Below are 25,419 nucleotides of genomic sequence, written 5' to 3' on the forward strand. Positions count from 1 at the left end.
TTATATTTATATAATTTCTAAGCATGCGCCGCTTCCGACTTCTATAAGGCGCATACTTTTGCTGATTTCAGCTTTGGCATGAAATGAAACACAGTGGCACGGCGCAAGCAAATCAATTTGATTTGATTTTAAATAATCGATGGTTTGAGCCAGCCGTTCATCCACATCAAAGAGGTGAAAGCCGCCGATAACACCAAGGATACGAGATTCATTACTCAGCTGTTTTGCAGTTTCAATAATATTACAGATGCCGCTGTGGGAGCAGCCGGTAATGATGAAAATTCCTTTTGAACTTTGATAGACCAGCGCACTGTCATCAAGCAGTAAATCTGGCACTAGCTTATGATCATGCCATGTCATGCCAATCGGCATCCTTGGTTCAAAGCTGAAATGCTGAGGTATTTCACCTAGATAGGTGATTGATGCATTCAGCTTTATTGGGGTTTTACTCAAAATAAGGGAAGAGCTTGCCTTTAATTCCTGAACACTGAGCGGCGAACCGATATCTAATGAAGCCATGATTTTTTGATTAAAAGTATCCGGATGAGCGATGATTCGCTTATTCGCTAAGAGTTGCCTCTCTTTCAGCCATTGTAAGCCACGCGTATGGTCATTGTGACCATGTGACAGAACAATATCCATCGGCTGTGTTAAATCAATCTGAAGCGAAGCCGCGTTTCTCAGAAATACGTCCGAATAGCCAGTATCAAAGAGGAGTCTTTGATCACCCTCTTCAATATAAAAAGACAGAGCCGGTTCACCCAGATAATATTGATCGATCATTGTATTATTGTCACAGAGTATAGTTAATTTCATGGCAGACCTCGTTTTCATTATTCTAGCATACTTAAATTTATATGCAAGATATCAATTTGTAACAATTTGGCTTTCTGTAAGAAACTATTGCGCAATAAGAATTATGATGATACTTTATAAGAAATGGGGTGAGGTTATGAAAATCAGGATTCTTTTAGTTGAAGATGAGTTACTGCTAATTTACTAAACCGCATTAATTCATGCCATTAATATTGCAATACTAAATGATTTGCAAATAGATACTTAAGAGGATAATGCAATGAAAAAAATGTTTTTATGTTTTACCCTGTTACTCTGCACTATGTCCAACATGAACTATAGAGCAGCAGACAGCTATTCTGAGATAAATGATATTGCAGCTAATGTACAAGCTTCTCATGAAATTGAAGCATTTTTAAATGAACTCGGCATCGATTTGGATGCTTTCTATGATGAAAATATTAACTTAACAGTGGCAGAAGATTCTTATGGCGGCGCTTGGATTGATGAGAATAATGTTGCGCATGTTGCCTTTACAAGGATAATTCCTGAAGTGAATTTACTGACAAAGACTGAATTTGCGAAAGTTATGATTGAAAAGGCTGATTTTTCCTTCGCTGAATTGCTGCAATTGCAAAACTTAATATTTCAACTGGAGATAGACGCGGTTCATTCTATTGCAATTGATGAATCTGGTAATTGTTTGCTGGTAGGCATAGCCAATGATGAATCAAATGCAGAGATATTTGATGCGATTCAAACCGTTAATACAGAAAATGTTAAAATTAAGTTTGAAATTTCGAATGGTTATAAACGATATTAAGGATTAGCAGAGAGGTCATTTGCGGATTTTCGTAAGCTTCCGGTTGTATTTTAATAGTCATTGAAACACGGTTTAGCTGCCGTGTTTTTTCTTTTATATATAAATTGTATGCTGAAACGTGGATAAACTTAGTAATGTCCGATTACTTTAATTCATAATATGGCTCTTAAGTAAAACCGATAAAAAACCTCTTTAATTCTTAAGAAATTCTAAAATTTCTTTTCTTACGAAAATGAAATTTGCTCAGTGTTTAATGTCAGCCGCAAGTGTGCTATAATTAGACGAGTAAAGGAGCGGGTGCTATGAAAGTCTGTCTGTATTTTGAAGGAGAAAAGATGATTTCTACCTCTGGGATCGGCCGTGCCTTGAAGCATCAAAAAGCGGCTCTGGCTTCACAGGGGATTGAATATACCTTGGATCCAGATGATGATTATGACATCCTGCACATTAACACGGTAGGTCCCAGCAGTCTTGGCGTGATTGCTAAAGCTAGGAAAAGGGGATTAAAAGTCATTTATCATGCACATTCAACGGAAGAAGATTTCCGCAATTCGTTTGTATTGAGTAATCAGATTGCGCCGGTATTTAAAAAGCTGCTGATCACATGCTACTCAAAAGCGGATTATATTATTACGCCGACACCGTATTCAAAATCATTATTGGAAGGTTATGAAGGGATCAATGTACCCATTGTGGATATTTCAAATGGTATAGATCTTGACCGCTTTCACTATAATAAAGAGAAGGTGAAGGCTTTTCGTCGTTATTTCTCATTAAAAGATGAGGATAAGGTTGTTATATCAGTAGGCTTGTATTTTGAACGTAAGGGTCTGTTAGATTTTATGGAGGTAGCAAAACAGCTGCCGCAGTATAAATTTATCTGGTTTGGCTATACGCCGCTTTATACAGTGCCTAAGAAGATTCGTGAAGTTATTGAGGAAGATCATCCGCATAATGTGATTCTGCCGGGTTATGTTAAGGGTCCGGTTATTGAAGGCGCTTATGCGGGTGCTGACTGCTTCTTTTTCCCAAGTAAAGAAGAGACAGAGGGAATTGTTGTTTTAGAAGCCTTAGCAAGTTCCCAGCAAGTATTATTAAGAGATATTCCAGTATATGATCCATGGCTGCTTCACGGTGTTAACTGCTACAAAGGCAAAACGGTTGCCGATTTTGTAGATTTAACAGAAAAGATCGTTGAAGGAAAAGTGGACAATCTGACAGAAAATGGCCGGTTTACGGCTGAATCAAGAAGCATTGAATGTATCGGGGAGAAATTGCGAGAGGTTTACGAGAAAGTGTTGGCTCTGTGAGCGGGGTAGTCTATGAAACAAGTATCTAAAAAATATATATTGAATCTGCTGCTTATCCTTTTGCTGACAGGCTTTGCTTTATGGTTTGCATTAAAGGATGATTATGAGCAGGTGCTGGGAGTGTTAAAGAATATTTCCTGGTTCAGTATGATTATTATCATCATTGGCTCATTATTCTATAACGGCATGGTAGGCTGTATCCTGACATCCATTGCCCGTGAGCATAAGCATGATTATAAGCTGAAGGACGGAATCGTCGTTGGCTTTATCGGCAGCTTTTTCAGCGGCATTACACCCAGCGCGTCAGGCGGTCAATTTGGGCAGATCTACGCGTTTAAGAAACAGGGGATTCGGCCCAGTGAAGGCGCAAGTATTCTCTGGCTTGATTTTATTACTTATCAGACAGTTTTAATGTTGTATGCGGCTTTATTGATGATTCTTCGCTTTGGTTATTATTATGCCAATTATTCATTCTTATTTACCTTTATATTTATTGGCTTTTTATTGAATTTCTCGGTCATCGGCCTGCTTTGGACAATGGCTAAATTTCCTAAGCTATATATGAAGCTGAGCGGTACGGTTGTCAGGCTGCTGCATAAGATGCACATTGTAAAGGATGAGGAAAAGACATTGGCCAGTTGGAATGAACAGTTATCGTCTTTCAATATTGAAATAAACCGCAACCGCAATAACAAAAAGCTGATTTTGAAAGTTGCCGGTTATAACGTGATTCGATTAACGATTTATTTTTCACTGCCGTTTTTTATCGGTTTAGTATTAGGCGTACCGGCTAAGGATATGCCGATTATCGATGTGATTGCGTTATCATCCTTTGTGACAATGTCTAATTCATTCTTTCCGGTTCCCGGCGCCAGCGGCGGTACGGAAATGATGTTTGTGCAAATATTCTCTTTATTAATTTCAGCAAAATATGCATCAAGTATTATGATTATCTGGCGATTTGCCACCTATCATCTGATTCTACTGATTGGGGGCACATTGTTTATATTTATCAAACAGCATTCCGCGCACGGGATGCAGACAGAAGAATAGGAGGCGTCTTATATGCGGATAGGATTATTTAGTGACACATATCTGCCGGATATCAATGGGGTAGTATCATCCATTGTTACACTGCAGAAAGAGCTTGAAAAGAATGGACATGAAGTTTTCGTGATTGCCAACCATAAGGGGCTGCTGCATTCAAAACGTGAAGGGAACGTACTGCGGCTGCCGGGCTTTGAATTGAAATGGCTGTATGGCTATATTTTGTCAACACCCTATCATTTCTCAGCGAAGGATGATATTAAGGCGATGAATCTTGATTTAATTCATGTGCACACTGAATTCGGTATCGGTATCTTTGCACGTATTGTAGCAAAGGATCTCGGTATTCCCCTTGTTTGTACTTACCATACAATGTATGAAGATTATACTCATTACATTAATAAGTTTGATATTGAAGGCATTGACAAGGTAGGTAAAAAGGTGACTGCTTCCTTCTCTAAAATGGTTGTCGATACATGTGAAGCAGTTATCGCACCAAGTGAAAAGACACGGGAAGCATTAGTTAAATATGGTGTTACCACACCGATTCATATTATTCCAACCGGTCTTGATTTGGATAAGTTTAACCGGGAACGTATTCCGGCTGAGGATATTCAAAAGCTGCGCGCTCAGTATCATCTAAGTGCTGAGGATAAGGTCATGCTTTACGTTGGCAGAGTAGCTCATGAAAAGAGTATTGATGTTGTAATCCGCGGTTTTGTGAAGGCAGCGAAAAGTAATCCGCATTATAAGCTAATGATTGTAGGCGGCGGCCCTGATCTTGAGGAATTGAAAGATTTGGCTGCTTCATGCGGCATTGCTGATCAGGTGATTTTCACAGATAAGCAGGACCGTGATCTGGTGCCTGTCTTCTATGCAGCGATGGATGGCTTTGTATCCGCGTCATTAAGTGAAACACAGGGGATGACATTTATTGAAGCAGCAGCCAGCGGATTGCCGGTATTTGCCCGTCATGATGATGTATTGGATGATTTATTAGAGGATGGCAAGAGCGGTTATTTCTTTGAAGAAGATACATTTAGTGATAAGGTCATTGAATTCTTCGCGTTGGATAAGGAAACGGTGGAAATGATGAAGCATAATGCCCGCCGTCAAAGCGCGCAGTATGACTGTCATACTTTCTATACCGCTGTGCTTAATGTTTACGAGGAAGCCGTTAATTCCTATCATAAGACATTGGATGTAAAACGAATTAAAACAATGGATGATTGTGTGCTGATTACGCTGCTTGATAATAAAGAGGATGAAATCAAGGTGCTGGTCAGCGTAGAAGATTACTTTGCGTTTGAAATTAAAAAAGATGGAGTTATTCACCAAAGTGTGCTTGAAGAGCTGCAGCTTCGTGAGAAAGTATTAAAAGCATGGCGTTTATGTATCCGTAAAATATCAACCAAGGATCGTACCCGCAAAGAAATGTATGATATATTGGTAGAAGATGGTTCTTTGGATATTAAACAGATTAATGATATGATTGATAAGCTTGAAGATAAGGGCTATGTCAATGATACCTTGTATATGTTTAATCAGATTGAACACAAGCAGCGCTCGCTTGAAGGGAAAGGCAAGATTATTCGTGATCTTGTGAAAAGGGGACTGCCGTATGAAAGTGTTTCTGAAGCATTAGATACCCTTGGCGATGCGACAGAAAAAACAAAAGCCTTCCATTACGCGCAAAAGCTTCAGCTGTCAATCAAGGGACAGTCATTGAAAATGAAAAAACAGAAAATGAAGCAGCGGCTGATTGTTCAGGGATATAGTCCAACACTCGCTGACGAGGTAATCGCACAGATGGATTTTAATGAAGAGGCTGGCGAACAAGCTGCTTTGCTTGAAAAGGCAATCCAGAAAGCATTAAAGACATATTCAAAAAAATATGATGGTCAGGAATTGAAAAATGCGATTTTGCGCTCTTTAATCCGCAAAGGCTTTACATCGGAAGATGTACTGATTGCCATCAATGGAATGGAGATTTTTAAATGAAACATGTAAATGAATTTATCGATGGGGATCACGGTACTTATGTATTATTGATTTCACAGTTAAGCAAAGGTGTTACCGCTAAGGGTTCACCCTATCTTTCATTGACGCTTCAGGATAAGACAGGTGTCATTGAAGGAAAGCTATGGTCAGCCCGCCCGGATCAGCTGGCTAATTATAAGCCGGGAATGATTCTTGAATTTGAAGGCGAGGTTTTGTCACATAATAAACAGCTGCAAATGCGGGTGAATGATTGCCGTGTGCTGGACCGCAGTAAATTTGATATCCGTGATTTTGTGCGTGAGGGAGATATATCACGCGCTGAACTGAAGCGTCAGATTAGCGAAAAGATTGATAGTATTAAAAATCCTAAGCTGCATCTATTAATCAGCAAGGTGATGGAGCATTTTGAAAAGGATTTTTATGCTTATCCGGCGGCGGCTAAAAATCATCATGATTTTGTCGGCGGGCTGGCAACGCATGTATTAGGCATGCTGAGAGTCGCGGATGCGTTATGCGCGATTTATCCGATGCTTGATCGTGATTTGTTGGTCAGCGGGGTAATCGCTCATGATATTGGGAAATGCATCGAATTAAGCGGCCCGGTTATTACTGAATATACAATGCCTGGTAAGTTATTGGGACATATTTCAATTATGCAGACGATTGTGGATGAAACCGCAAAAGCAAATAATATTGAAGGTGAAGAAGTGATTTTGCTTCGGCATATGATCCTTTCTCATCATGGCGAGTATGAGTTTGGCTCACCTGTCCTGCCAATGATTCCAGAGGCAGAGATTCTTCATTATATCGACAATATTGATGCCCGAATGAATTCACTGACTAAGGCGCTGGACGGTGTTGCTGAGGGAGAATTTACACCGCGTATTTTTGCTCTTGAAAACCGTAGCTTCTATAAGGCTAAGAAAACGAAAGAATAATGCTGGGAATGGTTCAAACCATTCCTTTTTCAAATGTTAAATTCAACAGAAATAGAATAGCTCGCATTTTAAATAATCAAAGTGAGAGGTAATAAAATAACAGATAAGTATAATGAATAAGAGAGGTAAACTTGTGGATGGGATAGATAAATTAAATCAGGCTATCGATTATATTGAACAGCATCTAAATGAAGATATTGATTATCAGGTATTGGCTGATATTGCCGGTTGTTCAAGTTATTATTTTCAGAAATTATTTTTATATATGGCACAGCTTTCATTAAGTGAATATATTCGTTTCCGCCGATTATCAATGGCGGCGGTTGACCTTCAGAAAACAAAGTGCAAAGTCATCGATGCCGCATTAACTTATGGCTATGATTCACCCACAGCTTTTAATCGCGCGTTTAAAAGGTTTCACGGTGCCGCTCCTTCTTTGGTTAAACAGGGAAAAGCATCGTTTATCGCCTATCCGCCGATTCGTTTTTCAGTTTTAAAGCAGGGCGGTGATGAGCTGAGTGTGCGCATTGAAAAGAAACCAGCTATTCGCATACTTGGCATTGCCTGTCCGCTGGCTAAAAATTTGGAACAGAATTTTAAGGCAGTTCCTGATCAATGGCAGGCGGCTGTTGCCAATGGCAAACTGATTGAGTTAGTATTGATGAATAATGCCTATCCCAATGCGTTGCTAGGCGTCAGCATTCACCATGGCGAGCAATGGAAATATATGATAGCGTCAGCATCAACCATAAATAAGCATGATTATGAAGAATATTTTATTCAGGCCGGTTCATGGGCAGTGTTTTCTGGGCAGGGAGATAATCATTCATTACAAGCTTTACAACGGCGTGTTTTACTTGAATGGCTGCCGACTTCCGGTTATGAATGTGACGATGCGGCCGATGTTGAGGTTTATTTTAAGGCAGATCCGCATTCGGCAATCTATGAATACTGGCTGCCGATTAAATAGGAGAAAATTATGACAATTTCAAAAACTAAAATGGTAATTGATGCTCCACTGACATGTGTCTGGGAGGTTGTGACTTCGCTTGAAAATTACACTTGGCGCAGTGACATAAGCAAGCTTGAAGTGATCAATGATAAACAATTTGTGGAAATTTCGCAAGAAGGGATTTCTACCTATTTTACGATAACTGTTACAAAGCCATATCAGCAATGGGCGTTCGATATTGAGAATGACAATATGACAGGGCATTGGATCGGCAATTTTACAGACCATGAAACTTACACAGAGGTTGAATTTATTGAAACAGTTACAGCTAAAAAGATACTGATGAAACCTTTTATTAAGATGTATTTAAAAAAGCAGCAGGCCATATACTGTCAGGATTTAAAACAGGCTGTTAAGGATAGAAATTGAAGTTATTATCAGTGAGGAAAAAGCTTCATATATCCTAAAAAGGATTTACGCCTTGGAAAATGTTTGTGTTACATAGAGTTATATAAGGGAAGGTTCTCCATACCCTTATATTCAATCGCTTTAGAAGGATTCTAATTCATTTTCAACAGCTATTACTTAAAATTTGCACCTTAACACACTTTATGTTAAGATGCAAATTTTTATGTTTTGATGATTTAAATCAAAGATTATCCTTCCCGCAAGCTTCCTTAATTCAATCGTTTAGTTACTCTGTAAATCATTGCCAGGCTCTTATATTGAATTTTAATTATTTTAAAAGGGCACAGATTTCATCCATTGCCAGATAATCCTCAATCGTTTTGATCACACCGGGAAAATCAGCGGTATTTGATTGAGTGATAACAATGATGCCTTTTGCTTTTGCTTCATGAGCGCAGCGGATGCCGGTAATAGAGTCTTCAAAAACATAGCAGTCCTGAATATCGCAGCGGATGTTCGCGGCTGCTTTCTTAAACATGGCAATTTTATTTTCATAAGTGTTATCATCATAAACGATTTTCTGCGGGTCAAACCAGCGATCTAATCTAAAAACATCAATAAAGAAATTGATATTGGCAAGTATTGACGCGCTGGCAATATTCATCGGGATATTTAAGTCATGCAGCTTGTTTAAAAAGTCCTCCAAACCATCTACCAGATGATATTGAGTACCGGCTTGCAGAGCAATCTCACGATAGAGGGCTTCCTTTGCTTCAGATAACTTATTTGCTTCTTCAAATGTGACATCAGGTTTGAGATATTCGATGATTTTAACATTAGGTTTACCGTGCATCATCTGCATTTCTTCATCAGTAAATGGCTCTTTGCGCAATGCCTTAGAGAATTCTTTCCATGCCTGTTCATGATAAATGCCGTCAAAGACCATTGTTCCATTAAAATCAAAAATTACTGCTGGTTTCATGACTGTCCCTCTTTTCAGATAAAGCATACCTTTTATTATTATCAATTGCAATCCTTTTTATGACATGTGTACCCCTGTTGAATCATTGTGGTATATAATAGTTACAATAAAATTCTTAAACCTTTATTTCTATTAAAACTTCATGTGATGAATCAAAGCGGCAAATGGATGATAAATGCATTTACTGGCTCTGAATAAATGTTTAAACTAAAGCATGACGCATATTAACAATCTTTATGGCTTGCAAATGCCAAAGTGTGTCATTATAATTTAGACATTGGAGGCGTACTATGAAAATACGTGAAACGATTGAAAAGCAATTAGAAGAAGTTAAAGCAAATCGCCGGTCTCTGCATAAGATTCCTGAAATTGGATTAAATACAGTGAAGACGGCTGCATATCTGCGGGCAAAGGGGATTGAATACGGGGTGGACAGCATTGATGACACATTGATTGAGAATGGTCTTGTGATGCAGATCAAAGCTGCTGTGCCAACCGATAAAGGTATTGGGCTGCGTTCGGATATTGATGCTTTGCCAATGAGGGAAAAGACGGGTGTTTCTTTTCAGAGTGAGCATGAGGGCTGTATGCATGCATGCGGTCATGACGGCCATATGGCGGCAATGCTGGGAACCGTTCAATATTTGTGTGAGCATCGTGATCAGCTGACTCAGAATGTAACGATTGTCTTTCAGCCAGGAGAAGAAAGTCCAGGCGGCGCTAAGCCGATGATCGAGCATGGTCTATTTGATAAATATAAGATTGATTGTATGATTGGCATGCATGTAGTCGGTGATCTTCCGGAAGGGAAAATCGGCTGCCGGCCGGGTCCGATGATGGCCCGCAATGGTGAATTTCAGTTTACCGTTAGAGGCTATGCGGCCCATGGCGCAATGCCGCATGACGGCAAGGATGCAATCGTGGCTGCCTGTTCATTGGTTATGAATCTGCAGACGATTGTTTCAAGAAATGTAAATCCGTTAGACAGCGCCGTTATTACTGTCGGTAAGCTGAATGCCGGCGAGGTGCGTAATGTGATTGCCGATAAAGCTGAAATCATTGGTACGATGCGTTCTTTTTCTGATGCGAATTATGAAATGATGAAACAGCGGATGCATGCAGTTGCTGAGGCAATCGCGCAGATGTTTAATGTTGAGGTTGAGCTTGTGATTGATGATTTCTATGCGGTTGTTAATAATGATGAAAAGCTGACGGCGATGCTGGCAGAGGTTGTAGGCGAAGATTATGTAGAAATCGCACCGCGGATGATTGCCGAGGATTTCTCCTTCTATCAGCAGATCGTACCGGGTCTATTCTATTATACAAGTGTTGGTGATGCGGATCATCCTTACCAGATTCATGACAGCCGGTTTATGTATAGTGAGGAATATTTGCTGAATGCGATTGAAACGAATGTACGGCTGATGGAAAAGCTGGGTGTTTTATGCGGGTAGATTGTCATTGTCATATCCTTTATGGCGTGGATGATGCGTCGAAGCAGTGGCAGGACAGCTTGGCAATGCTTCAGATCGCGGTACAGGACGGCATCGATGTGATCCTTGCTACTTCCCATGTGCATCATAAATTTCCTGAGAATAACAAACAGCGCTTTGATTGCGCGTTAGCTCAGGTACAGCAGCTGGTAAAAGAGTATCAGCTGCCAATTCGTATCGTAAAGGGCGGTGAAATCTTTTTTTCACATCAATGCTCTGATATGATGAATGAAAACCGTCTCATCACTATGGGCAGCAGCCGCTGTCTGTTAACTGAGCTGCCGTGGATTGAAGATGAACAGGATCAGGATGCTGATGTAATTCTTACAGAATTGCTGAACCGCGGCTATATCCCGGTGATCGCGCATCCGGAACGTTATGCTATCGTGCATGAAAATTATGATCGATTGCGGAAATGGAAAGCAATGGGCTGTTATCTGCAGACGAATCGAACGAGTCTATTAGGTTTGGATCGAATGGCAATGGCGAATCAAACCGCTGAAAAAATGCTTGACGACGGTTTAATTGATTTGATTGCCTCGGATGCCCACCGTTCTTTTCCGCCGCGTATCCCAGTTTTATCAGATGTTCATGCGCTGATTGAACAAAAACAAGGGAAAGCAGCAGCCGATCGATTATGCGGTGAGACAGCTTATCAATTATTTCAATTAGATCAAGAATAAGCTTTGTTTAAATGAATTGGAAATTAATGGTAAAACTGATATAATCAGTTTATATTCGGAGGTAGTTTATGAAAAAAATAGCTGCATTGCTTTGCGCCTGTCTGATCCTAGGCGGCTGTTCTTCGCAAAATCCATATGAGAAGGAACTGGACCCTAAAAATCCAATTACCTTAACCTTATGGCATTATTATAATGGTATCCAGAAAACAGCGCTTGATAATATGATTGAAGAGTTTAATAATACAGTTGGTTCAGAGAAGGGAATTGTTGTCGAGGCAAATAATGTAGGCAGTATCCTTGAATTGACCGATAAAGTGAAAGAAGCGGCAGCCGGTAAAGTCGGCGCCTCTGAAATGCCGGAAATATTTACCGCATATGCAGATACCGCTTATGAATTAAATGCGGATGGCTATGTTGCTGACTTAAGTCAGTATCTAAGCGCGGATGAAATCAGCGAGTATGTAGATGGCTATGTGCAGGAAGGCATGTTTGATAACGAATTAAAGATTTTTCCGGCCGCGAAGGCTACGGAATGTCTGCAAATCAATAAAACGGACTGGGATCGTTTCGCAGATGCAGCTGATGTCAGTCTGGATGATTTAAAGACTGTTGAAGGATTAAATGAAGTAGCTGAAAAGTATTATGCATATACTGACGCGCTTACGCCTGATATAAACAATGACGGAAAGCCTTTCTTTGGCCGTGATGCGGTAGCTAATTATTTTATTATCGGCTGCAAGCAATTAGGGATGGAAATCTTTGAGGTGAAAGACGGACAAGTTACACTGAATTTTGATAAGGATGTAATCAGAAAAATCTGGGATAATTATTATGTTCCTTATGTAAAGGGCTATTATCTGGATAAGGGCCGTTTCCGCAGTGATGATGTGAAAACGGGCGATATTATTTCTTTCGTTGGTTCTACAAGCGGCATTCCTTATTTTCCTACACAGGTAATCAAGGATGACAATACAAGTTATGATATCGATGTGATCTTCCAGCCGGTACCGGTATTTGAAGGCGGCAGTAAGGTTGCTGTTCAGCAGGGGGCTGGAATGGTTGTGTCAAAAACCAGTGAAGTCAAGGAGTATGCATCTGTTCTTTTTCTGAAATGGTTTACTGAAACTGAACGAAATATTGATTTTACGATTAATTCAGCTTATCTGCCGGTGAAAAAGGAAGCCAATGATCTTGAAGTAATCCATACATTGATCAAAGAGAATGATATTGATATGGATGATTCAATTTTAGCCGGTCTTGATGTAGCGATTAATACGGTTAATGATTATGAATTATTTACAAGTAAAGCCTTTGATCATGGCACTGAAGCCCGCTCATTGCTGCAGGCCGCTTTGATTGATGATGCTAAAGCAGCCCGCCAGCAGGTGATTGAACTGATTAACTCAGGCTCATCCAGAGATGAAGCGCTAAATCAGCTGATTAATGACCAAATTTTTGATGAATGGTATAGCAGGCTTAAAACGGAGTTAGAAAAGCTGATATAGGAAGGGTGCAGATATGCGGTTGAGAAAGTCGTCAATTACTGACAGAACATTGTTGATGATGATAATAGTCGTACTGATTCAGTCAGTAATTTTTGCTGCGACCTTACTGAATGGTGATATTGTTGAGAAAACGAATCAGAATGCGTTTGATACAATGAATGAAAAGGTAACCAACCGCCGTACCTATTTAGAAAATGACATGATTCAGCGCTGGAGCAATCTTGAATCTAAGTCAGTAATGATGACTGATAAAATCATCGCTTATCTTGATGAGCAGCAGTTAACCATTGATGAATTAGCGAAAAATACTTCAGCCGCAGTGCCGCTGATTGATGCTGTGAGTGAGGATATTATCAGTATCCTGCGAACCAATCAAGTAACCGGCGCATTTTTAATATTGGGCAATGACAGCAGTGACAATGTCCAGACAAATGGTATCTATCTGCGGGATATGGATCCTATCGCTAACCCGAATGATAATTCAGACCTGCTTTGTCTGAGGGCTCCGGCCAGTATCACTGAAGGGTTAAATATCCCTTTAGATATTTATTGGAATCCTCAGTTTCAGTTTAATGAGGAGGATAAGAGTGATATCTTTTATTATCGCGTTTTATCAGTAGCGGCTCAAAATCTGCAGGCAGCGCATAAAGATCTGGGGTATTGGAGTTCGAGCGCCACGGACAGCAATGGTGTTGATGTCATACTGTATACACTGCCGCTCTTAGATCATGATGGCAACGTGCTCGGTATTCTTGGTGTTGATGTATCGCTTGATTATTTAAAGAGTCTGATGCCGTCCAAGGAATTAAACAGCAATGCTTCTTATCTGTTAGCTAAAATTACGAATCAAACTGCTCAATTGGAATATATCGCCGCCAGCGGGCCGCTGTATACGAATATTTTTCATAGTGAACCTACTGTCTCAATTCTTGATAAAACAAATTATATCAACGCGTTTGAATTTGAAACTGAGGAGAATAATCAGGTTTACGGCAATGTGCAATTGCTATCCTTATATAACACAAATTCACCATATGCTGATGATTCATGGGTTTTAGTCGGCTTGATGCGCGGTCAGGATCTGAAATTTTTTACTAATGAATTATATAAATCGTGTCTGCTTGCCAGTCTGCTTTCATTTGCGGTATTATTTGGTGTTATCTTGGTATTAAGCCGTTCATTTACTCATCCGATTCGAAAATTGGCTAAAGAGGTTAAGAATTTTAATCCAAATGAACCAGTGAAACTAAATCCAACGAATATCCTTGAAATCGATAACCTAAGCAGCGCGATTGAAGAGCTGAGCCGTGATGTGGCGGAAACCGCCTCTTCCTTTGGCAGAATTATTTCGATGACCAGCTATCCATTCAGCGCTTTTGAATATTATACCGATCAGGAACGCTTCTTCTGTACTGATCAGCTATTGGCTACGATCGGCATTAGAGATGCCCAGCTGCAGATTAAGAATAAAGAAGATTTGATCTATCTGCTTGAGCTTTTGGATAAGCAATATCCGTCTACTCGTGTTGACAATCAGATTCGTATTTATCGAATTGCTGATGATATTGATCACAAACAGCGCTGGATACGCATGCATATCATGAAAGAAGCCAATCATATTTATGGTGTTGTAGAAAATGTAACCAGTGAAATGCTGGAGCTGCATAAGGCTGAATATGAGCGTGATCATGATGTGCTGACCAGCTTATTAAACCGCCGCGCATATACTGAAAAAATGAATAAGTTATTTAAACAGCATGATCAGCTGAAAGTAGCGGCATTAGTCATGTCTGATTTAGATAATCTGAAATATATTAATGATACATTTGGTCATGACTGCGGTGATGATTATATCCGCTTGATGGCTAATGTGCTGAAATCTTCTTATCCGCCTCAGCATTCTATTATCTCAAGAATTTCCGGTGATGAGTTCTTTGTATTCTTATATGGCTATGATTCAAAAGAAGAAATACAGAAAATACTCGGTGAGTTTGAGAAGAATATGAATGAATGTGTCTGGAAATTACCGGATGGCAGTTTTAGTAAGCTGCGGGCAACCACAGGTGTCGCATGGTATCCGAATGATGCGATAGAGTTAACTTCATTGACGAAGTATGCGGATTTCGCAATGTATCGGATGAAGCATACTCAAAAGGGCAGTTTGTATTTCTTTGATCAGGAGGAATATGAAAATGACGCGTATCTGCTTCAGGCTAAGGAAGATTTGAATAAGCTGATTGATCAGGAAATGGTAGCTTATCAGTTCCAGCCAATCGTTGATGCTCATACAGGTGAGGTCTATGCGTATGAAGCGCTGATGCGTTCTAAATTAGCGGCCTTTATGAACCCTCTTGATATCTTGCGGATTGCCAGAGCGCAGTCGAAGCTTTATTTTATTGAACATCTGACTTTCTTTAAGGCGATGGAGGATTATGTAAGACAACCGGGTTATGAAAAGTATCGGCTGTTTATCAATACGATCGCAAATCAGGTTTTAACGGCAGAGGATATTGCGGAATTCAGCGCTAAATATTCAGATTATCTGCCTAATTTAGTGTTAGAAATCACAGAAGCGGAGAAGCTTGAGGATCGCCCGGCAAAAGAAAAGCGCCGTTTAGTCGATGAATGGCATGCGAAGATCGCGGTTGATGATTATGGAACCGGTTATAATGGTGAATCTGTCTTGCTGCAGGTTGAACCCGACTTTATTAAGATTGACCGTTCAATTGTGCATAATATCAGTTTTGATGAGAATCGGCAGATTCTGCTTCAGAATATTATTTCATACTGCAAAGAAAATCATATTCTGATTATCGCAGAAGGAATTGAGAATGAGTTGGAGATGAAGACGCTGATCAATGCCGGTGTTGATTACATGCAGGGCTTCTATCTGGCTCAGCCTGCTTATGAATTGCAGGATATCAGTGAACAGAAGAAGCGGTTGATTCGTGAATATTATGAAACAAAATAAACCTCTGACGAGGTTTATTTTTGTATATGTACATTGTTTTGCTTATATGATTTATATTTTAAATGATTATTTAATGAATAAATGACAAATTAATGCATACATTATTGGGATGAACATGGCTGGTAAAAAGTTTGCGGCTTTTATTTTGGTAACTTTCAGCATATTTAAACCAATTCCAATCAAAAAAAGGTTACCAACGGTCGATACGGCAGCGATGATGTCAGTGCTGAGCAGCGGCTGAAGCAGGGAGGCGCCAAGTGTGAGGGTTCCCTGATAAATGAAAACAAAGAGAGCGGAAAAGCCAACGCCGATACCCAGTGTCATGCTCATCATGCAGGCACTGATGCCGTCAATGATGCCTTTAGTGATCAGAATTGTATGATTTTGATTGATGCCTGCTTCAAGAGAACCGATGATTGCCATTGAACCGATGCAAAATAATAATGTAGCTTCAATCAAGCCCTGAGCGAATGGTTTATCTTTTGAATGAGTAAACAAGGTCTGCAGCTTTTCCGCAAGCCGTCTGAATTTACCATCGAGGTCAAAGAATTCACCCAGCGCTACCCCGATGATGATGGAGGCGAGAATCAGATAGATCTGATCCAGCTTACTGCTGCCGGCAAAACCCATGGCACAGACTAATAGGCCAAAGGCTTCAAAGATACGCTCACCGATTTTCTGTAATGTTTTTCGATTTAATAAACAGCCAATTAAAGTTCCTGCAAGAATCAGCAGACAGTTGACTGCGGCACCGGTTAATAATGACAGCATGGCACACCCCCTAAACTTATATTTTAATATACGCTTGCCCTTATTAACTGTCAAGGGAACCTTTTTGTGCGGGAATTATGAATTGTGTGTTTTTGTGGTAATCTCACAAGTCTATTGACTTTTTAAATTAGTTAACTATAATAATTGTTAACATAGTTAAATATGTTAGAGGTGGACAATGGAAGAGAATAAATTGCAGAAAGAATTATTTAAGTCAATCATGCGTGTGAATAAAGCGATGGGTAAACGCCATTCTGCTTTAGGTGATTTACCGCAGGGTACTTTTGTGCTGCTTCATACAATCCTTGAAAATGGCCATCAGCTGGAATTCATTACTGATGAAGAAATGATTGGAATGACAGTTTCTGATCTTAGTGAAATTTTGTTGGTTTCACGTCCAGCTATCAGCCGTATGATCAATGAGCTTGAAAGGAAGGGATTCATTCAGCGTGTCAGCACATGCAGCGACCGCCGTCTGGTTTATGTATGCATTGCGCCTTTAGGTAAGGAAGCTTTGCAGGCGGCATGGCATCGAGCTTATGAAGGCTTAAATGCATTGATTGAAAAAATGGGAGAACAAGATATTAAAGAATTGATTCGCATTTTAAATAAACTGCATACCGTGGTTTATGAATTAGCGAATGATGAAAGATTAGAAAGGAATTGATGCTTATGATGAAACTAAAAAAGTTTTATAAGCCATTTTTAGTCAGTATGCTGGCAGCTGTTGTATTGCTGTTTGGTCAGGCAATGTGTGATTTAAAATTACCGGATACAATGTCTGATATTATCAATGTCGGTATTCAGCAGAATGGTATTGAACACGCGTCACCAGATGTAATCAGTGAACAGGGCATGACGCTAATGACATTGTTCATGAGTGAGGATGAAAAGACCTCGGTGCTGGCTGCTTATGATTTTATTGAAAAAGGCAGTGATGAGACGATTGCCAAGTACTATGCGAATGCTGCCGATATGAATGTATATCAAATTAATGAACAAGGAAAAGATGATCGGAATGCGCTGGATGCAGTCTTTGGCAATAGCTCATGGACCTTTATTAATGTGATGAAGCAAGTATCGGCAGAGTCTGCCCAAAGTGGTGTGGCTAATGCTGGTACGGATTTCTCAGTTGCGGATTTAGATTTTAATCAGGTTTATGCGATGCTGCCAATGCTTCAGGCATTGCCTCAGGAAATGATTGATGAACAGCATGCCGCGGCGATGGCATTGCCGGAAACGACGAAAACGCAGACAAGCGCGGTATTTGTGAAGCTGTTTTATGAAGAATTAGGGGCTGACGCTCAGCAGATTCAATTTATGTATATATTGAAAAAAGGCGGCTTGATGCTGTTGGTAACATTGCTTGGTGCGATGGCTACGATTGCTGTAGGCTTATTAGCCAGCCGGATTGCTGCCGGTCTTGGCCGTGATTTGCGTAAGGCCATCTTTGAAAAGGTTGAAAGCTTCTCAAATGCTGAATTTGATAAATATTCAACTTCTTCTTTGATTACTCGTACTACGAATGATATCACTCAGGTACAGACCTTGATTGTAATGGGCATCCGTATGATATTCTATGCCCCAATCATGGGTATCGGCGGTATTGTCATGATTTCTTCAAAGAATCTATCAATGGTATGGATTTTAGCATTATCAGTTGCGGCTCTGCTGTGTCTGATTGGCTTTATCTTTGTGGTAGCAATGCCTAAGTTCAATATCATGCAGAAGCTGCTGGATAAGCTGAATCTCGTTTCTCGTGAGAATCTGACCGGTCAGCTTGTTATTCGTGCTTTTGGTTCTCAAGAGTTTGAAAAAGAACGCTTTGATAAAGCAAATAAGGATTTAACCAAGAACAGCTTATTTGTTCAGCGGGTTATGGCGATGATGATGCCATGTATGAATATCATCATGAACTTTACAACATTGCTGATTGTTTGGGTCGGCGCGCATCAGATTGCTGCCAGTAATATGCAGGTTGGTGATATGATGGCGTTTATGCAATATGGTATCCAGATTATCATGTCATTCTTAATGATCAGTATGATTTTCATTCTGATTCCAAGAGCGACAGTATCAGCAAATCGTATTTATGAAGTATTATCAACCCAGCCTTCAATTGTTGATCCTGAAACAGAAGCAGAATTTAAGCAGGATCAAATGGGTGTTGTTGAGTTTGATAACGTCAGCTTCCACTATGCAGGGGCTGAAAAGGATGTATTGGAGAATGTATCCTTTGTCGCTAAACCGGGACAGACAACCGCATTTATCGGTTCGACAGGTTCAGGAAAATCGACATTAATTAATCTGATTCCGCGTTTCTATGATGTAACTGACGGCTGTATTAAGGTCAATGGTACGGATATCCGTAATATTTCTCAGCATCGTCTGCATGAACAGGTAGGCTATGTACCGCAAAAGGGTGTTTTGCTCTCAGGTACGATTGATTCAAATCTGCGTTATGGACGCCCTGATGCAAGTGATGAGGAAATCAGAGAAGCGGCGGCGGTGGCGCAAGCTACTGATTTTATTGAAAAGAAGGAAGACGGCTTTAATGCATTGATCGCCCAAGGCGGTACAAATGTATCAGGCGGTCAGAAACAGCGTTTATCAATTGCCCGCGCTTTAGCGACAAAGGCACCGATTTTAATCTTTGATGATTCTTTTTCAGCTCTTGATTTTAAAACGGATGCTACATTGCGGGCAGCTTTACACGAGCACACAAGTGACGCGACAGTATTGATTGTGGCTCAGCGTGTATCAACCATCATGCATGCAGATCAGATTTTAGTTCTGGATCATGGTAAGGTAGTCGGCAAAGGTACGCATGAAGAATTGTTGAAGAATTGCCCGACATATTATGAAATCGCGTCTTCACAATTGTCAAAGGAGGAATTGTAATATGGCAAACTCCAGACCTGCAGGTGCAATGGGCGGCAGAGGGCCAATGGGCGGCGGTCATGGTCCGATGCGCGGTACTGTTGTGAAAGCAAAGGATTTTAAAGGTTCAATTAAAAAGCTATTACGCTATTTGAAGCCATATGCGCTTCAGCTGATTGTAGTTGTTATTTTCGCGATTGCTTCTACGGTATTTATGATTTTAGGGCCTAGTATTTTAGGTAATATCACTACATTGATTTATGAAGGCTTAATGAATATTATCGGCGGCACCGGTATGGGCATTGATTTTGATGCGATTCTTAAAATTATTTGTCTGCTGATTGGCTTGTATTTAGCGAGTGCATTGTTTACATTTATTCAAAGCTGGATTATGAGCGGTGTAATCATGAAGCTTGGTTACAGCTTACGAAAAGATATTGAAGATAAGATGCATAAGCTGCCATTAAATTATTATGACACACGAAATTATGGTGAAATTTTAAGTCATATCACCAATGATGTAGATACGCTGGTAAACAGTCTGAATCAGAGTATTACCCAGGTAATCACATCTGTGACAAATGTTGTCGGTATGCTGATTATGATGCTTTTAATCAGCTGGAAGATGTCGGTAATTGCTATTTTGGTACTGCCGCTTTCATTAATCTTGGTATTGTTTGTGGTTAAGCATACACAGAAGTATTTCCGCAGACAGCAGGAATATTTAGGTCATGTAAATGGACATATAGAAGAAATGTATGGCAGCCATTTGATCGTAAAGGCATTTAATGGTGAAGCAGACAGTGTCGCACAGTTCAATGATTTAAATAATCAGCTGTATGATGCTGGCTGGAAAGCTCAGTTTTCAAGCTCACTGATGATGCCAATCATGAATTTTATCAATAATATCGCTTATGTTATCGTTTGTATCATGGGTGGTTATTATGCCTCCATCGGTGTGATTACGGTTGGTAATATTCAATCATTCATTCAGTATATGAAGCAGTCTACTCAGCAGGTACAGCAGGTAGCTAATATCTCGAACGTACTCCAGCAGACAGCGGCGGCAGCTGAGCGTGTGTTTGAATATCTTGAAGAACCAGAAGAAGAGCCGGATACTGAATATCCGGTACCGGTGGATGATATTAAGGGTGAGGTTATTTTTGCTCATGTGCATTTTGGCTATAACCCTGATCAGATTATTATTAATGATTTTACAGCGAAGGTTGAACCAGGGCAGAAAGTCGCAATCGTAGGGCCTACAGGTGCCGGCAAGACGACCATGATTAAATTGCTGATGCGCTTTTATGATGTCACACAGGGAGCTATCTGTATTGATGGCTTAGACTTGAAGCAATTCAGAAGAAATGATCTGCGTTCATTATTCGGCATGGTGCTGCAGGATACATGGCTGTATAATGCATCAATCAAGGATAATATCCGTTATGGTAAGCAGAATGCCAGTGATGAGGAAGTCATTGAGGCGGCAAAAGCGGCACAGGTCGATCACTTTGTTCGTACTTTACCTGATGGCTATGATATGGTTTTAAATGAAGAAGCCAGTAATATTTCACAGGGACAGAAGCAGCTGCTGACCATAGCGCGTGCGATTCTCTGTGATCCAAAGATTTTGATTTTGGATGAAGCTACATCATCAGTTGATACGCGTACTGAAATTTTGATTCAGAAAGCGATGGATAATTTGATGAGAGGCAGAACAAGCTTTATTATTGCTCACCGTCTGTCAACCATTAAGGATGCAGACATGATTCTGTGCATGGATCATGGTGATATTGTGGAGAAAGGAACTCATGAGGAGCTGCTTGCTAAGGGTGGTTTCTATGCGAATCTGTATAATTCACAATTCTCTGATGGTGAGGAAGAGGAATAGATAAGAAAAGCCGGACATGACTGTATGTTCGGCTTTTAATCAAGGTATGTATGAATTTCTTGTGAATCAGTTTCTTCAAGAATAAGCTGTCGCAGCTGATCAATCAAAGCTTCTGATTTATGAGCATGATATTGATCATAGAGCGCAAGTGCTTCTTGACTTGGGTTAAGATAATAGAAGCGGAATACTTTATGAATCCGCCGTGATTTCTCACTTTTTGATATAGTGTTGAATAAACGCATAATAACCTCCTATTGTATAACAAGTCTGACAAGATTAATTAGAACTTATAAATATATTCTAACATAGGTACACTATACTTGTAAATGAAATGAGGATGGCCTATGGAAGATCATGGAAAAATTATCATTAAATTAGATGCTTTATTAAAAGCTTCTGGTTTGAGTAAGAATAAGTTGAGTCATCGTGCTGAAATGCAGCGTTCTCAGATTAATAATTATTGTCAAAATAGGATTACGCGCCTTGATATAGATGTGTTAGCCAGAATATGTAATACGCTTGGCTGCACTTTGAATGATTTGTTGGAGTATATTCCGCCTGAGAATGAAGAAGATAAATAAAAGATACCCGCTGGCAGGCGGGTATTTGTGTTAAATAGAGGCTATTTATCAAATGCAGGGTTATAAGCGTAGTAATTTGTGCAGTCGAGATCATTTCTGACAAATTCAAGAGCTTCACCAAAACGTTGATAGTGTACGATTTCACGCTGACGAAGGAATTCGATTGGTTTGCGTACATCTTCATCTTTAATTAAACGAAGCAGATTTTCATAAGTTGTACGTGCTTTTTGCTCGGCAGCCATGTCTTCATGCAAATCAGTGACAGGATCACCTTTGGATTGGAAATAATGACATACAAAGGCATCTCCAGCCGCAGAAACAGGGTAAACACCTGCTGTATGATCAACATAATAAGCTTCAAAGTCAGTGCCCTTAATGTCTTTCATTGATAAATTGCTGGTTAATTGTCTTACAATAGCGCTGATGATTTCCATGTGTGCTAGTTCGTACGCACATTGAGGGTAGACATATGCTTAAATTTTAAATGTTTTTAATGTATTCTTCCAAGCTGTTTAAATCAAGCTCATACACGTTGTGTTTACCTTCCTTTTTACAAGCAATAAATATGCTTTGCGATAGTTTTGCAATCAATGCATTCACCGTAGCAGTGCTGATCTCCATGGTTTCCGCAATGTCCCTGCGAGTGATGTGTCCTTCACCAAATAAAGCATCCTGTACTAAGATAAACAGCAGTGCTTGTTCTTTTTTGTTTAAACGTGAAGAATGCAGCAAATCATTATAGTATTTAAGTTTTATATTTAATGTATCCAACCGTTGGTAAATGTCTAAAGCCGCTTTATTAATTAAATTTAGAAACATAGCAACAAAAGGGGTGAGATCTCCTTTATCCTTTTGGTCATTGCATGTATCAAATGCATTGTAGTAATCATTTTTATTATCTTTAATAATATATGAAAGTCGTAAAGCTAATAAAATATTCAATTCTGATTTTAGGAAATAACTGCTTATAAAACGGCTTGTTCTGCCATTGCCGTCATAGAAGGGATGAACATAACCAAATAAATAATGAAAAATAGCTGTTGATATCAATGTAGGGATTTGATTATCATCGAATAATTCCAAACCTTTATTTAGCATTTCAATAATATTAGCTTCAGGAAGAATTCCTCTATGCTTTTCTTTCTGGGTGCTTGAATAAACGGATACAGCTTCTTTACGGAATATCTGTCCATCAGGTTTGTTTATGTGATCAATTTCTGCTAAGACGATGTCATCATAGAGGTTTCTGATTTCTTGACAATTTTTAATTGATAAATGTTCATCATTCATTAACTTTACATATTTTTTTGCTAAGCCTTCAAATCGAATTGCTTTATTGTTTGTCGGATTATTAGCGATGCTGATTGCTGATTCAACTTCTTTTTTTGTGCTTCTAATACCTTCAATTTCATTAGTAATCATGATTTCCTCGACTAATGCTTTATTAATGAAGTTATTGATTGCGATAGAAGGTAAGGAAGCACATTGGTTATCAATGAGTGCTGAGTGTTTGTAAATGCTGATGAGAACTTTAGTAGTTTCAGGGATATTCACAAAAAAGGCGGGATTATTATGAATTGAAAAAGGCAGCAAGATGGTAGCAGCACTTGTCAGTCTATGCTGATAATAATCATTATATTTCTCGGGTTTTTTATAATAAATAGCTGATAGTAGTTCATATTCCATAAATAATCTCTCCTTTTTATAGGTAACTACCTATATTATATCCAATAACTATAAAAATAACTATAATTTTTATAGTTATTAAAGAAAAAACTATTTATAAATAAAAATATTATGATTATTTGATTAGTTTAATCTTTAGGCAGTATGAGAGGATATATCTTAAGCGTGAAATTAGCTTCTGTCTGATTTTTTTTCATGCGTGTATCTTTACTATAAGATACGTGGTCAAGGATTTCTTTTAGCAGATTATTTCTGATAGCAGGATCATCAATAGCCCAGTAGATATCAATGAGTTTTTCTACTTTTGGTAAAGCAGCTGAGCGATGTTTAATCTCTTCCTTTTCTTTCTTTATTTCTGAAGCAAGTTGTTCCTGTTGGATTTGAAGTTGCTGTATCTTATCTGACAAGGTATTGAAACGCTCTGAAAATTTCTCAATCGAGTAGATGCCTTGTTCAAGTAAATCGTAGGTTTTATCCATTTGGGTGCAGGCAATTTTCAAATCATTATCAATAGCTGTAAGCTGTTTAATCTTTAATGAAAGGGTATTTGTTGGAGATACAGTAAGATTATCAGAGGTAACTTTCATATCTTTCACCCATTCTTTTAAGGCAGCTATCAGTGTTTGTTCAACAAGCTCTAAGGAAGCACCAATATTATCGCAATCTTTCTGCCGGCAGATAAGCATACTTGGTTTATTCACATAAGGCCGGCGTATCATTTTATGTCCGCATTTGGCGCAAACAATAATTGAAGCGAGAGGATTCTGTATATTTTGTGAACGATTGACAGGCGTAGTGTAATCTAATTTTTTATTCACTTGATGAAAAAGCTGCTCATCAATAATAGCCGGATGCAGTCCTTTTACTAACAGTGGATGATGATTGCGCGGCCGTGTTTTTTTTACGGAACCATTAATTGATTTTTTTACTTGAGCGCGTGTCTGCCATTTAGTCATGCCAATGTAGACGGGATTGATTAGAATATTGCGTATCGATGATTCTGACCAATGATTGTTCTTTCTTGGCTTGATACCAAGCTGATCAAGCCGCTGAGCAATCAAGGCAGGTCCAAGCTGTTCACCATTTTTACCTGCATACCACTCAAAAATCAATTTGACCGCTTCAGCTTCCTGTAAATCAGGCTGCAGGGTGAAGCCTTTATCATTTTCAAGTTTGATGCGCTTGTAGCCAAAGGGCGGTATACTGCCGACATATTTACCTTCATTAATTGAGGCATTGCGGCCGCGCTGAAGCCGGCGGTTAATCGTTTTATATTCTCGGCGGCTCATGAATAGACCAAACTCAAAGTATTCTTCATCAAATTCATTATTTGGATCATAGGTTTTCATGGGTGTGATAATTTTGGTATCAGAAAATTTGAAAGCTTGTGCAACTATACCTTGATCAATTGTATCACCACGCGCTAAACGTTCGACTTCCATGACTAAGACGCCTGACCAGATACCTTGTTCTACTTCGTGAAGGAGCTGCTGCATCATCGGTCTGGCAGCAAGGGTCTCACCGGAAACTACCTCGCGATAAATCGTTAAGACATTCAAATTATGCTGTTCAGCCAGTTTTAAGAGCGCTTGTTCATGTCTGGCTAGTGTTTCACCCTCGCCGCGTGCTTCAGCTTCTTGATCACTTCTAGACTTTCGAAGATATAGGCAATACTGTTCCACATCATCACTTCCTTATAGTA

21 protein-coding genes and 1 pseudogene are annotated in these 25,419 nt (G+C 39.5%); 15 read left to right on the plus strand and 7 right to left on the minus strand.

Features of this window, described 5'->3' with window-relative positions:
• Positions 1-6: 6 nt before the first annotated feature.
• Positions 7-816 (minus strand): MBL fold metallo-hydrolase, encoded by an 810-nt coding sequence (locus DWZ33_RS12775; protein ID WP_118455085.1) that lies wholly within the window; start codon positions 814-816, stop codon positions 7-9.
• Positions 817-1,075: 259 nt separating this feature from the next.
• Between DWZ33_RS12775 and DWZ33_RS12780 the strand changes: the two genes are divergently transcribed.
• From DWZ33_RS12780 to DWZ33_RS12810, 7 genes are all read left to right on the plus strand, one after another.
• Entirely contained in the window at positions 1,076-1,618 is a 543-nt protein-coding gene (locus DWZ33_RS12780; RefSeq protein ID WP_118455086.1) for a hypothetical protein, read from the plus strand.
• A 302-nt stretch (positions 1,619-1,920) separates the two neighbouring features.
• Complete coding sequence (locus tag DWZ33_RS12785) at positions 1,921-2,928, plus strand: LTA glycolipid anchor biosynthesis glycosyltransferase, IagA/BgsA family (protein ID WP_022936593.1); 1,008 nt, start codon at positions 1,921-1,923, stop codon at positions 2,926-2,928.
• Positions 2,929-2,940: 12 nt separating this feature from the next.
• Entirely contained in the window at positions 2,941-3,981 is a 1,041-nt protein-coding gene (locus DWZ33_RS12790; protein WP_022936594.1) for a lysylphosphatidylglycerol synthase transmembrane domain-containing protein, read from the plus strand.
• A 12-nt stretch (positions 3,982-3,993) separates the two neighbouring features.
• Complete coding sequence (locus tag DWZ33_RS12795) at positions 3,994-5,976, plus strand: glycosyltransferase (RefSeq protein ID WP_118455087.1); 1,983 nt, start codon at positions 3,994-3,996, stop codon at positions 5,974-5,976.
• A complete protein-coding gene (locus tag DWZ33_RS12800; protein WP_022936596.1) occupies positions 5,973-6,914 on the plus strand; it encodes an HD domain-containing protein in 942 nt (313 codons plus the stop codon). Before DWZ33_RS12795 ends, DWZ33_RS12800 begins: the two co-directional genes overlap by 4 nt.
• A gap of 133 nt (positions 6,915-7,047) precedes the next feature.
• Positions 7,048-7,884 carry an AraC family transcriptional regulator gene (locus DWZ33_RS12805; RefSeq protein WP_118455088.1) on the plus strand — a complete coding sequence of 279 codons (837 nt, stop codon included), beginning with the start codon at positions 7,048-7,050 and terminating at the stop codon, positions 7,882-7,884.
• Positions 7,885-7,893: 9 nt separating this feature from the next.
• Positions 7,894-8,295: an SRPBCC family protein gene (locus tag DWZ33_RS12810; protein WP_118455089.1), complete on the plus strand. Its 402-nt coding sequence runs from the start codon at positions 7,894-7,896 to the stop codon at positions 8,293-8,295.
• Positions 8,296-8,602: 307 nt separating this feature from the next.
• Here the strand turns inward: DWZ33_RS12810 and DWZ33_RS12815 are convergent, their stop codons facing one another.
• Positions 8,603-9,256, minus strand: a complete 654-nt coding sequence (locus tag DWZ33_RS12815; RefSeq protein WP_022936599.1) for an HAD family hydrolase — start codon at positions 9,254-9,256, stop codon at positions 8,603-8,605.
• A gap of 290 nt (positions 9,257-9,546) precedes the next feature.
• Between DWZ33_RS12815 and DWZ33_RS12820 the strand changes: the two genes are divergently transcribed.
• From DWZ33_RS12820 to DWZ33_RS12835, 4 genes are all read left to right on the plus strand, one after another.
• Entirely contained in the window at positions 9,547-10,710 is a 1,164-nt protein-coding gene (locus DWZ33_RS12820) for a M20 metallopeptidase family protein (protein WP_118455090.1), read from the plus strand.
• Positions 10,701-11,432: a tyrosine-protein phosphatase gene (locus DWZ33_RS12825; protein ID WP_118455091.1), complete on the plus strand. Its 732-nt coding sequence runs from the start codon at positions 10,701-10,703 to the stop codon at positions 11,430-11,432. Before DWZ33_RS12820 ends, DWZ33_RS12825 begins: the two co-directional genes overlap by 10 nt.
• Positions 11,433-11,500: 68 nt before the next feature.
• Entirely contained in the window at positions 11,501-12,937 is a 1,437-nt protein-coding gene (locus DWZ33_RS12830) for an extracellular solute-binding protein (RefSeq protein WP_118455092.1), read from the plus strand.
• Positions 12,938-12,950: 13 nt separating this feature from the next.
• On the plus strand, positions 12,951-15,908 hold the full coding sequence (locus DWZ33_RS12835) for an EAL domain-containing protein (RefSeq protein WP_118455093.1): 2,958 nt from the start codon (positions 12,951-12,953) through the stop codon (positions 15,906-15,908).
• A 66-nt stretch (positions 15,909-15,974) separates the two neighbouring features.
• On the opposite strand, the gene DWZ33_RS12840 is transcribed toward DWZ33_RS12835, so the two are convergent.
• Complete coding sequence (locus tag DWZ33_RS12840; protein ID WP_118455094.1) at positions 15,975-16,679, minus strand: DUF554 domain-containing protein; 705 nt, start codon at positions 16,677-16,679, stop codon at positions 15,975-15,977.
• Between the two features lie 178 nt (positions 16,680-16,857).
• Here DWZ33_RS12840 and DWZ33_RS12845 point away from each other — a divergent pair, with 178 nt between their 5' ends.
• From DWZ33_RS12845 to DWZ33_RS12855, 3 genes are read left to right on the plus strand one after another with little or no spacing between them, the layout of a single operon-like run.
• Positions 16,858-17,346, plus strand: a complete 489-nt coding sequence (locus DWZ33_RS12845) for a MarR family winged helix-turn-helix transcriptional regulator (RefSeq protein WP_022936605.1) — start codon at positions 16,858-16,860, stop codon at positions 17,344-17,346.
• Between the two features lie 5 nt (positions 17,347-17,351).
• Positions 17,352-19,580 carry an ABC transporter ATP-binding protein gene (locus tag DWZ33_RS12850; RefSeq protein ID WP_118455115.1) on the plus strand — a complete coding sequence of 743 codons (2,229 nt, stop codon included), beginning with the start codon at positions 17,352-17,354 and terminating at the stop codon, positions 19,578-19,580.
• 1 nt (position 19,581) lies between these two features.
• On the plus strand, positions 19,582-21,450 hold the full coding sequence (locus DWZ33_RS12855) for an ABC transporter ATP-binding protein (protein WP_118455095.1): 1,869 nt from the start codon (positions 19,582-19,584) through the stop codon (positions 21,448-21,450).
• A gap of 35 nt (positions 21,451-21,485) precedes the next feature.
• Here the strand turns inward: DWZ33_RS12855 and DWZ33_RS12860 are convergent, their stop codons facing one another.
• Entirely contained in the window at positions 21,486-21,692 is a 207-nt protein-coding gene (locus DWZ33_RS12860) for a hypothetical protein (protein WP_022936608.1), read from the minus strand.
• 102 nt (positions 21,693-21,794) lie between these two features.
• Between DWZ33_RS12860 and DWZ33_RS12865 the strand changes: the two genes are divergently transcribed.
• Positions 21,795-22,031: a helix-turn-helix domain-containing protein gene (locus DWZ33_RS12865; RefSeq protein WP_022936609.1), complete on the plus strand. Its 237-nt coding sequence runs from the start codon at positions 21,795-21,797 to the stop codon at positions 22,029-22,031.
• Between the two features lie 41 nt (positions 22,032-22,072).
• Here DWZ33_RS12865 and DWZ33_RS12870 read toward each other — a convergent pair.
• From DWZ33_RS12870 to DWZ33_RS12880, 3 genes and pseudogenes are all read right to left on the minus strand, one after another.
• Positions 22,073-22,471: pseudogene (locus DWZ33_RS12870) on the minus strand (manganese catalase family protein); the annotation flags it as partial.
• 40 nt (positions 22,472-22,511) lie between these two features.
• The gene (locus DWZ33_RS12875; protein ID WP_118455096.1) at positions 22,512-23,717 is read right to left on the minus strand and encodes a Fic family protein; all 1,206 of its coding nucleotides are present in this window, start codon (positions 23,715-23,717) and stop codon (positions 22,512-22,514) included.
• 128 nt (positions 23,718-23,845) lie between these two features.
• A complete protein-coding gene (locus DWZ33_RS12880) occupies positions 23,846-25,399 on the minus strand; it encodes a recombinase family protein (RefSeq protein ID WP_118455097.1) in 1,554 nt (517 codons plus the stop codon).
• Between the last annotated feature and the right edge of the window lie 20 nt (positions 25,400-25,419).

It is taken from the genome of Dielma fastidiosa (assembly GCF_003475485.1).
In the GTDB taxonomy this organism is placed as follows: Bacteria; Bacillota_I; Bacilli_A; order Erysipelotrichales; family Erysipelotrichaceae; genus Dielma; species Dielma fastidiosa.

Bases quoted from the DNA above. Each gene is read 5' to 3' on its own strand.
- DWZ33_RS12775 (WP_118455085.1), bottom strand. From the start codon at position 816: ATGAAATTAACTATACTCTGTGACAATAATACAATGATCGATCAATAT.
- DWZ33_RS12780 (WP_118455086.1), top strand. From the start codon at position 1,076: ATGAAAAAAATGTTTTTATGTTTTACCCTGTTACTCTGCACTATGTCC.
- DWZ33_RS12785 (WP_022936593.1), top strand. From the start codon at position 1,921: ATGAAAGTCTGTCTGTATTTTGAAGGAGAAAAGATGATTTCTACCTCT.
- DWZ33_RS12790 (WP_022936594.1), top strand. From the start codon at position 2,941: ATGAAACAAGTATCTAAAAAATATATATTGAATCTGCTGCTTATCCTT.
- DWZ33_RS12795 (WP_118455087.1), top strand. From the start codon at position 3,994: ATGCGGATAGGATTATTTAGTGACACATATCTGCCGGATATCAATGGG.
- DWZ33_RS12800 (WP_022936596.1), top strand. From the start codon at position 5,973: ATGAAACATGTAAATGAATTTATCGATGGGGATCACGGTACTTATGTA.
- DWZ33_RS12810 (WP_118455089.1), top strand. From the start codon at position 7,894: ATGACAATTTCAAAAACTAAAATGGTAATTGATGCTCCACTGACATGT.
- DWZ33_RS12815 (WP_022936599.1), bottom strand. From the start codon at position 9,256: ATGAAACCAGCAGTAATTTTTGATTTTAATGGAACAATGGTCTTTGAC.
- DWZ33_RS12820 (WP_118455090.1), top strand. From the start codon at position 9,547: ATGAAAATACGTGAAACGATTGAAAAGCAATTAGAAGAAGTTAAAGCA.
- DWZ33_RS12825 (WP_118455091.1), top strand. From the start codon at position 10,701: ATGCGGGTAGATTGTCATTGTCATATCCTTTATGGCGTGGATGATGCG.
- DWZ33_RS12830 (WP_118455092.1), top strand. From the start codon at position 11,501: ATGAAAAAAATAGCTGCATTGCTTTGCGCCTGTCTGATCCTAGGCGGC.
- DWZ33_RS12835 (WP_118455093.1), top strand. From the start codon at position 12,951: ATGCGGTTGAGAAAGTCGTCAATTACTGACAGAACATTGTTGATGATG.
- DWZ33_RS12840 (WP_118455094.1), bottom strand. From the start codon at position 16,679: ATGCTGTCATTATTAACCGGTGCCGCAGTCAACTGTCTGCTGATTCTT.
- DWZ33_RS12845 (WP_022936605.1), top strand. From the start codon at position 16,858: ATGGAAGAGAATAAATTGCAGAAAGAATTATTTAAGTCAATCATGCGT.
- DWZ33_RS12850 (WP_118455115.1), top strand. From the start codon at position 17,352: ATGATGAAACTAAAAAAGTTTTATAAGCCATTTTTAGTCAGTATGCTG.
- DWZ33_RS12855 (WP_118455095.1), top strand. From the start codon at position 19,582: ATGGCAAACTCCAGACCTGCAGGTGCAATGGGCGGCAGAGGGCCAATG.
- DWZ33_RS12860 (WP_022936608.1), bottom strand. From the start codon at position 21,692: ATGCGTTTATTCAACACTATATCAAAAAGTGAGAAATCACGGCGGATT.
- DWZ33_RS12865 (WP_022936609.1), top strand. From the start codon at position 21,795: ATGGAAGATCATGGAAAAATTATCATTAAATTAGATGCTTTATTAAAA.
- DWZ33_RS12875 (WP_118455096.1), bottom strand. From the start codon at position 23,717: ATGGAATATGAACTACTATCAGCTATTTATTATAAAAAACCCGAGAAA.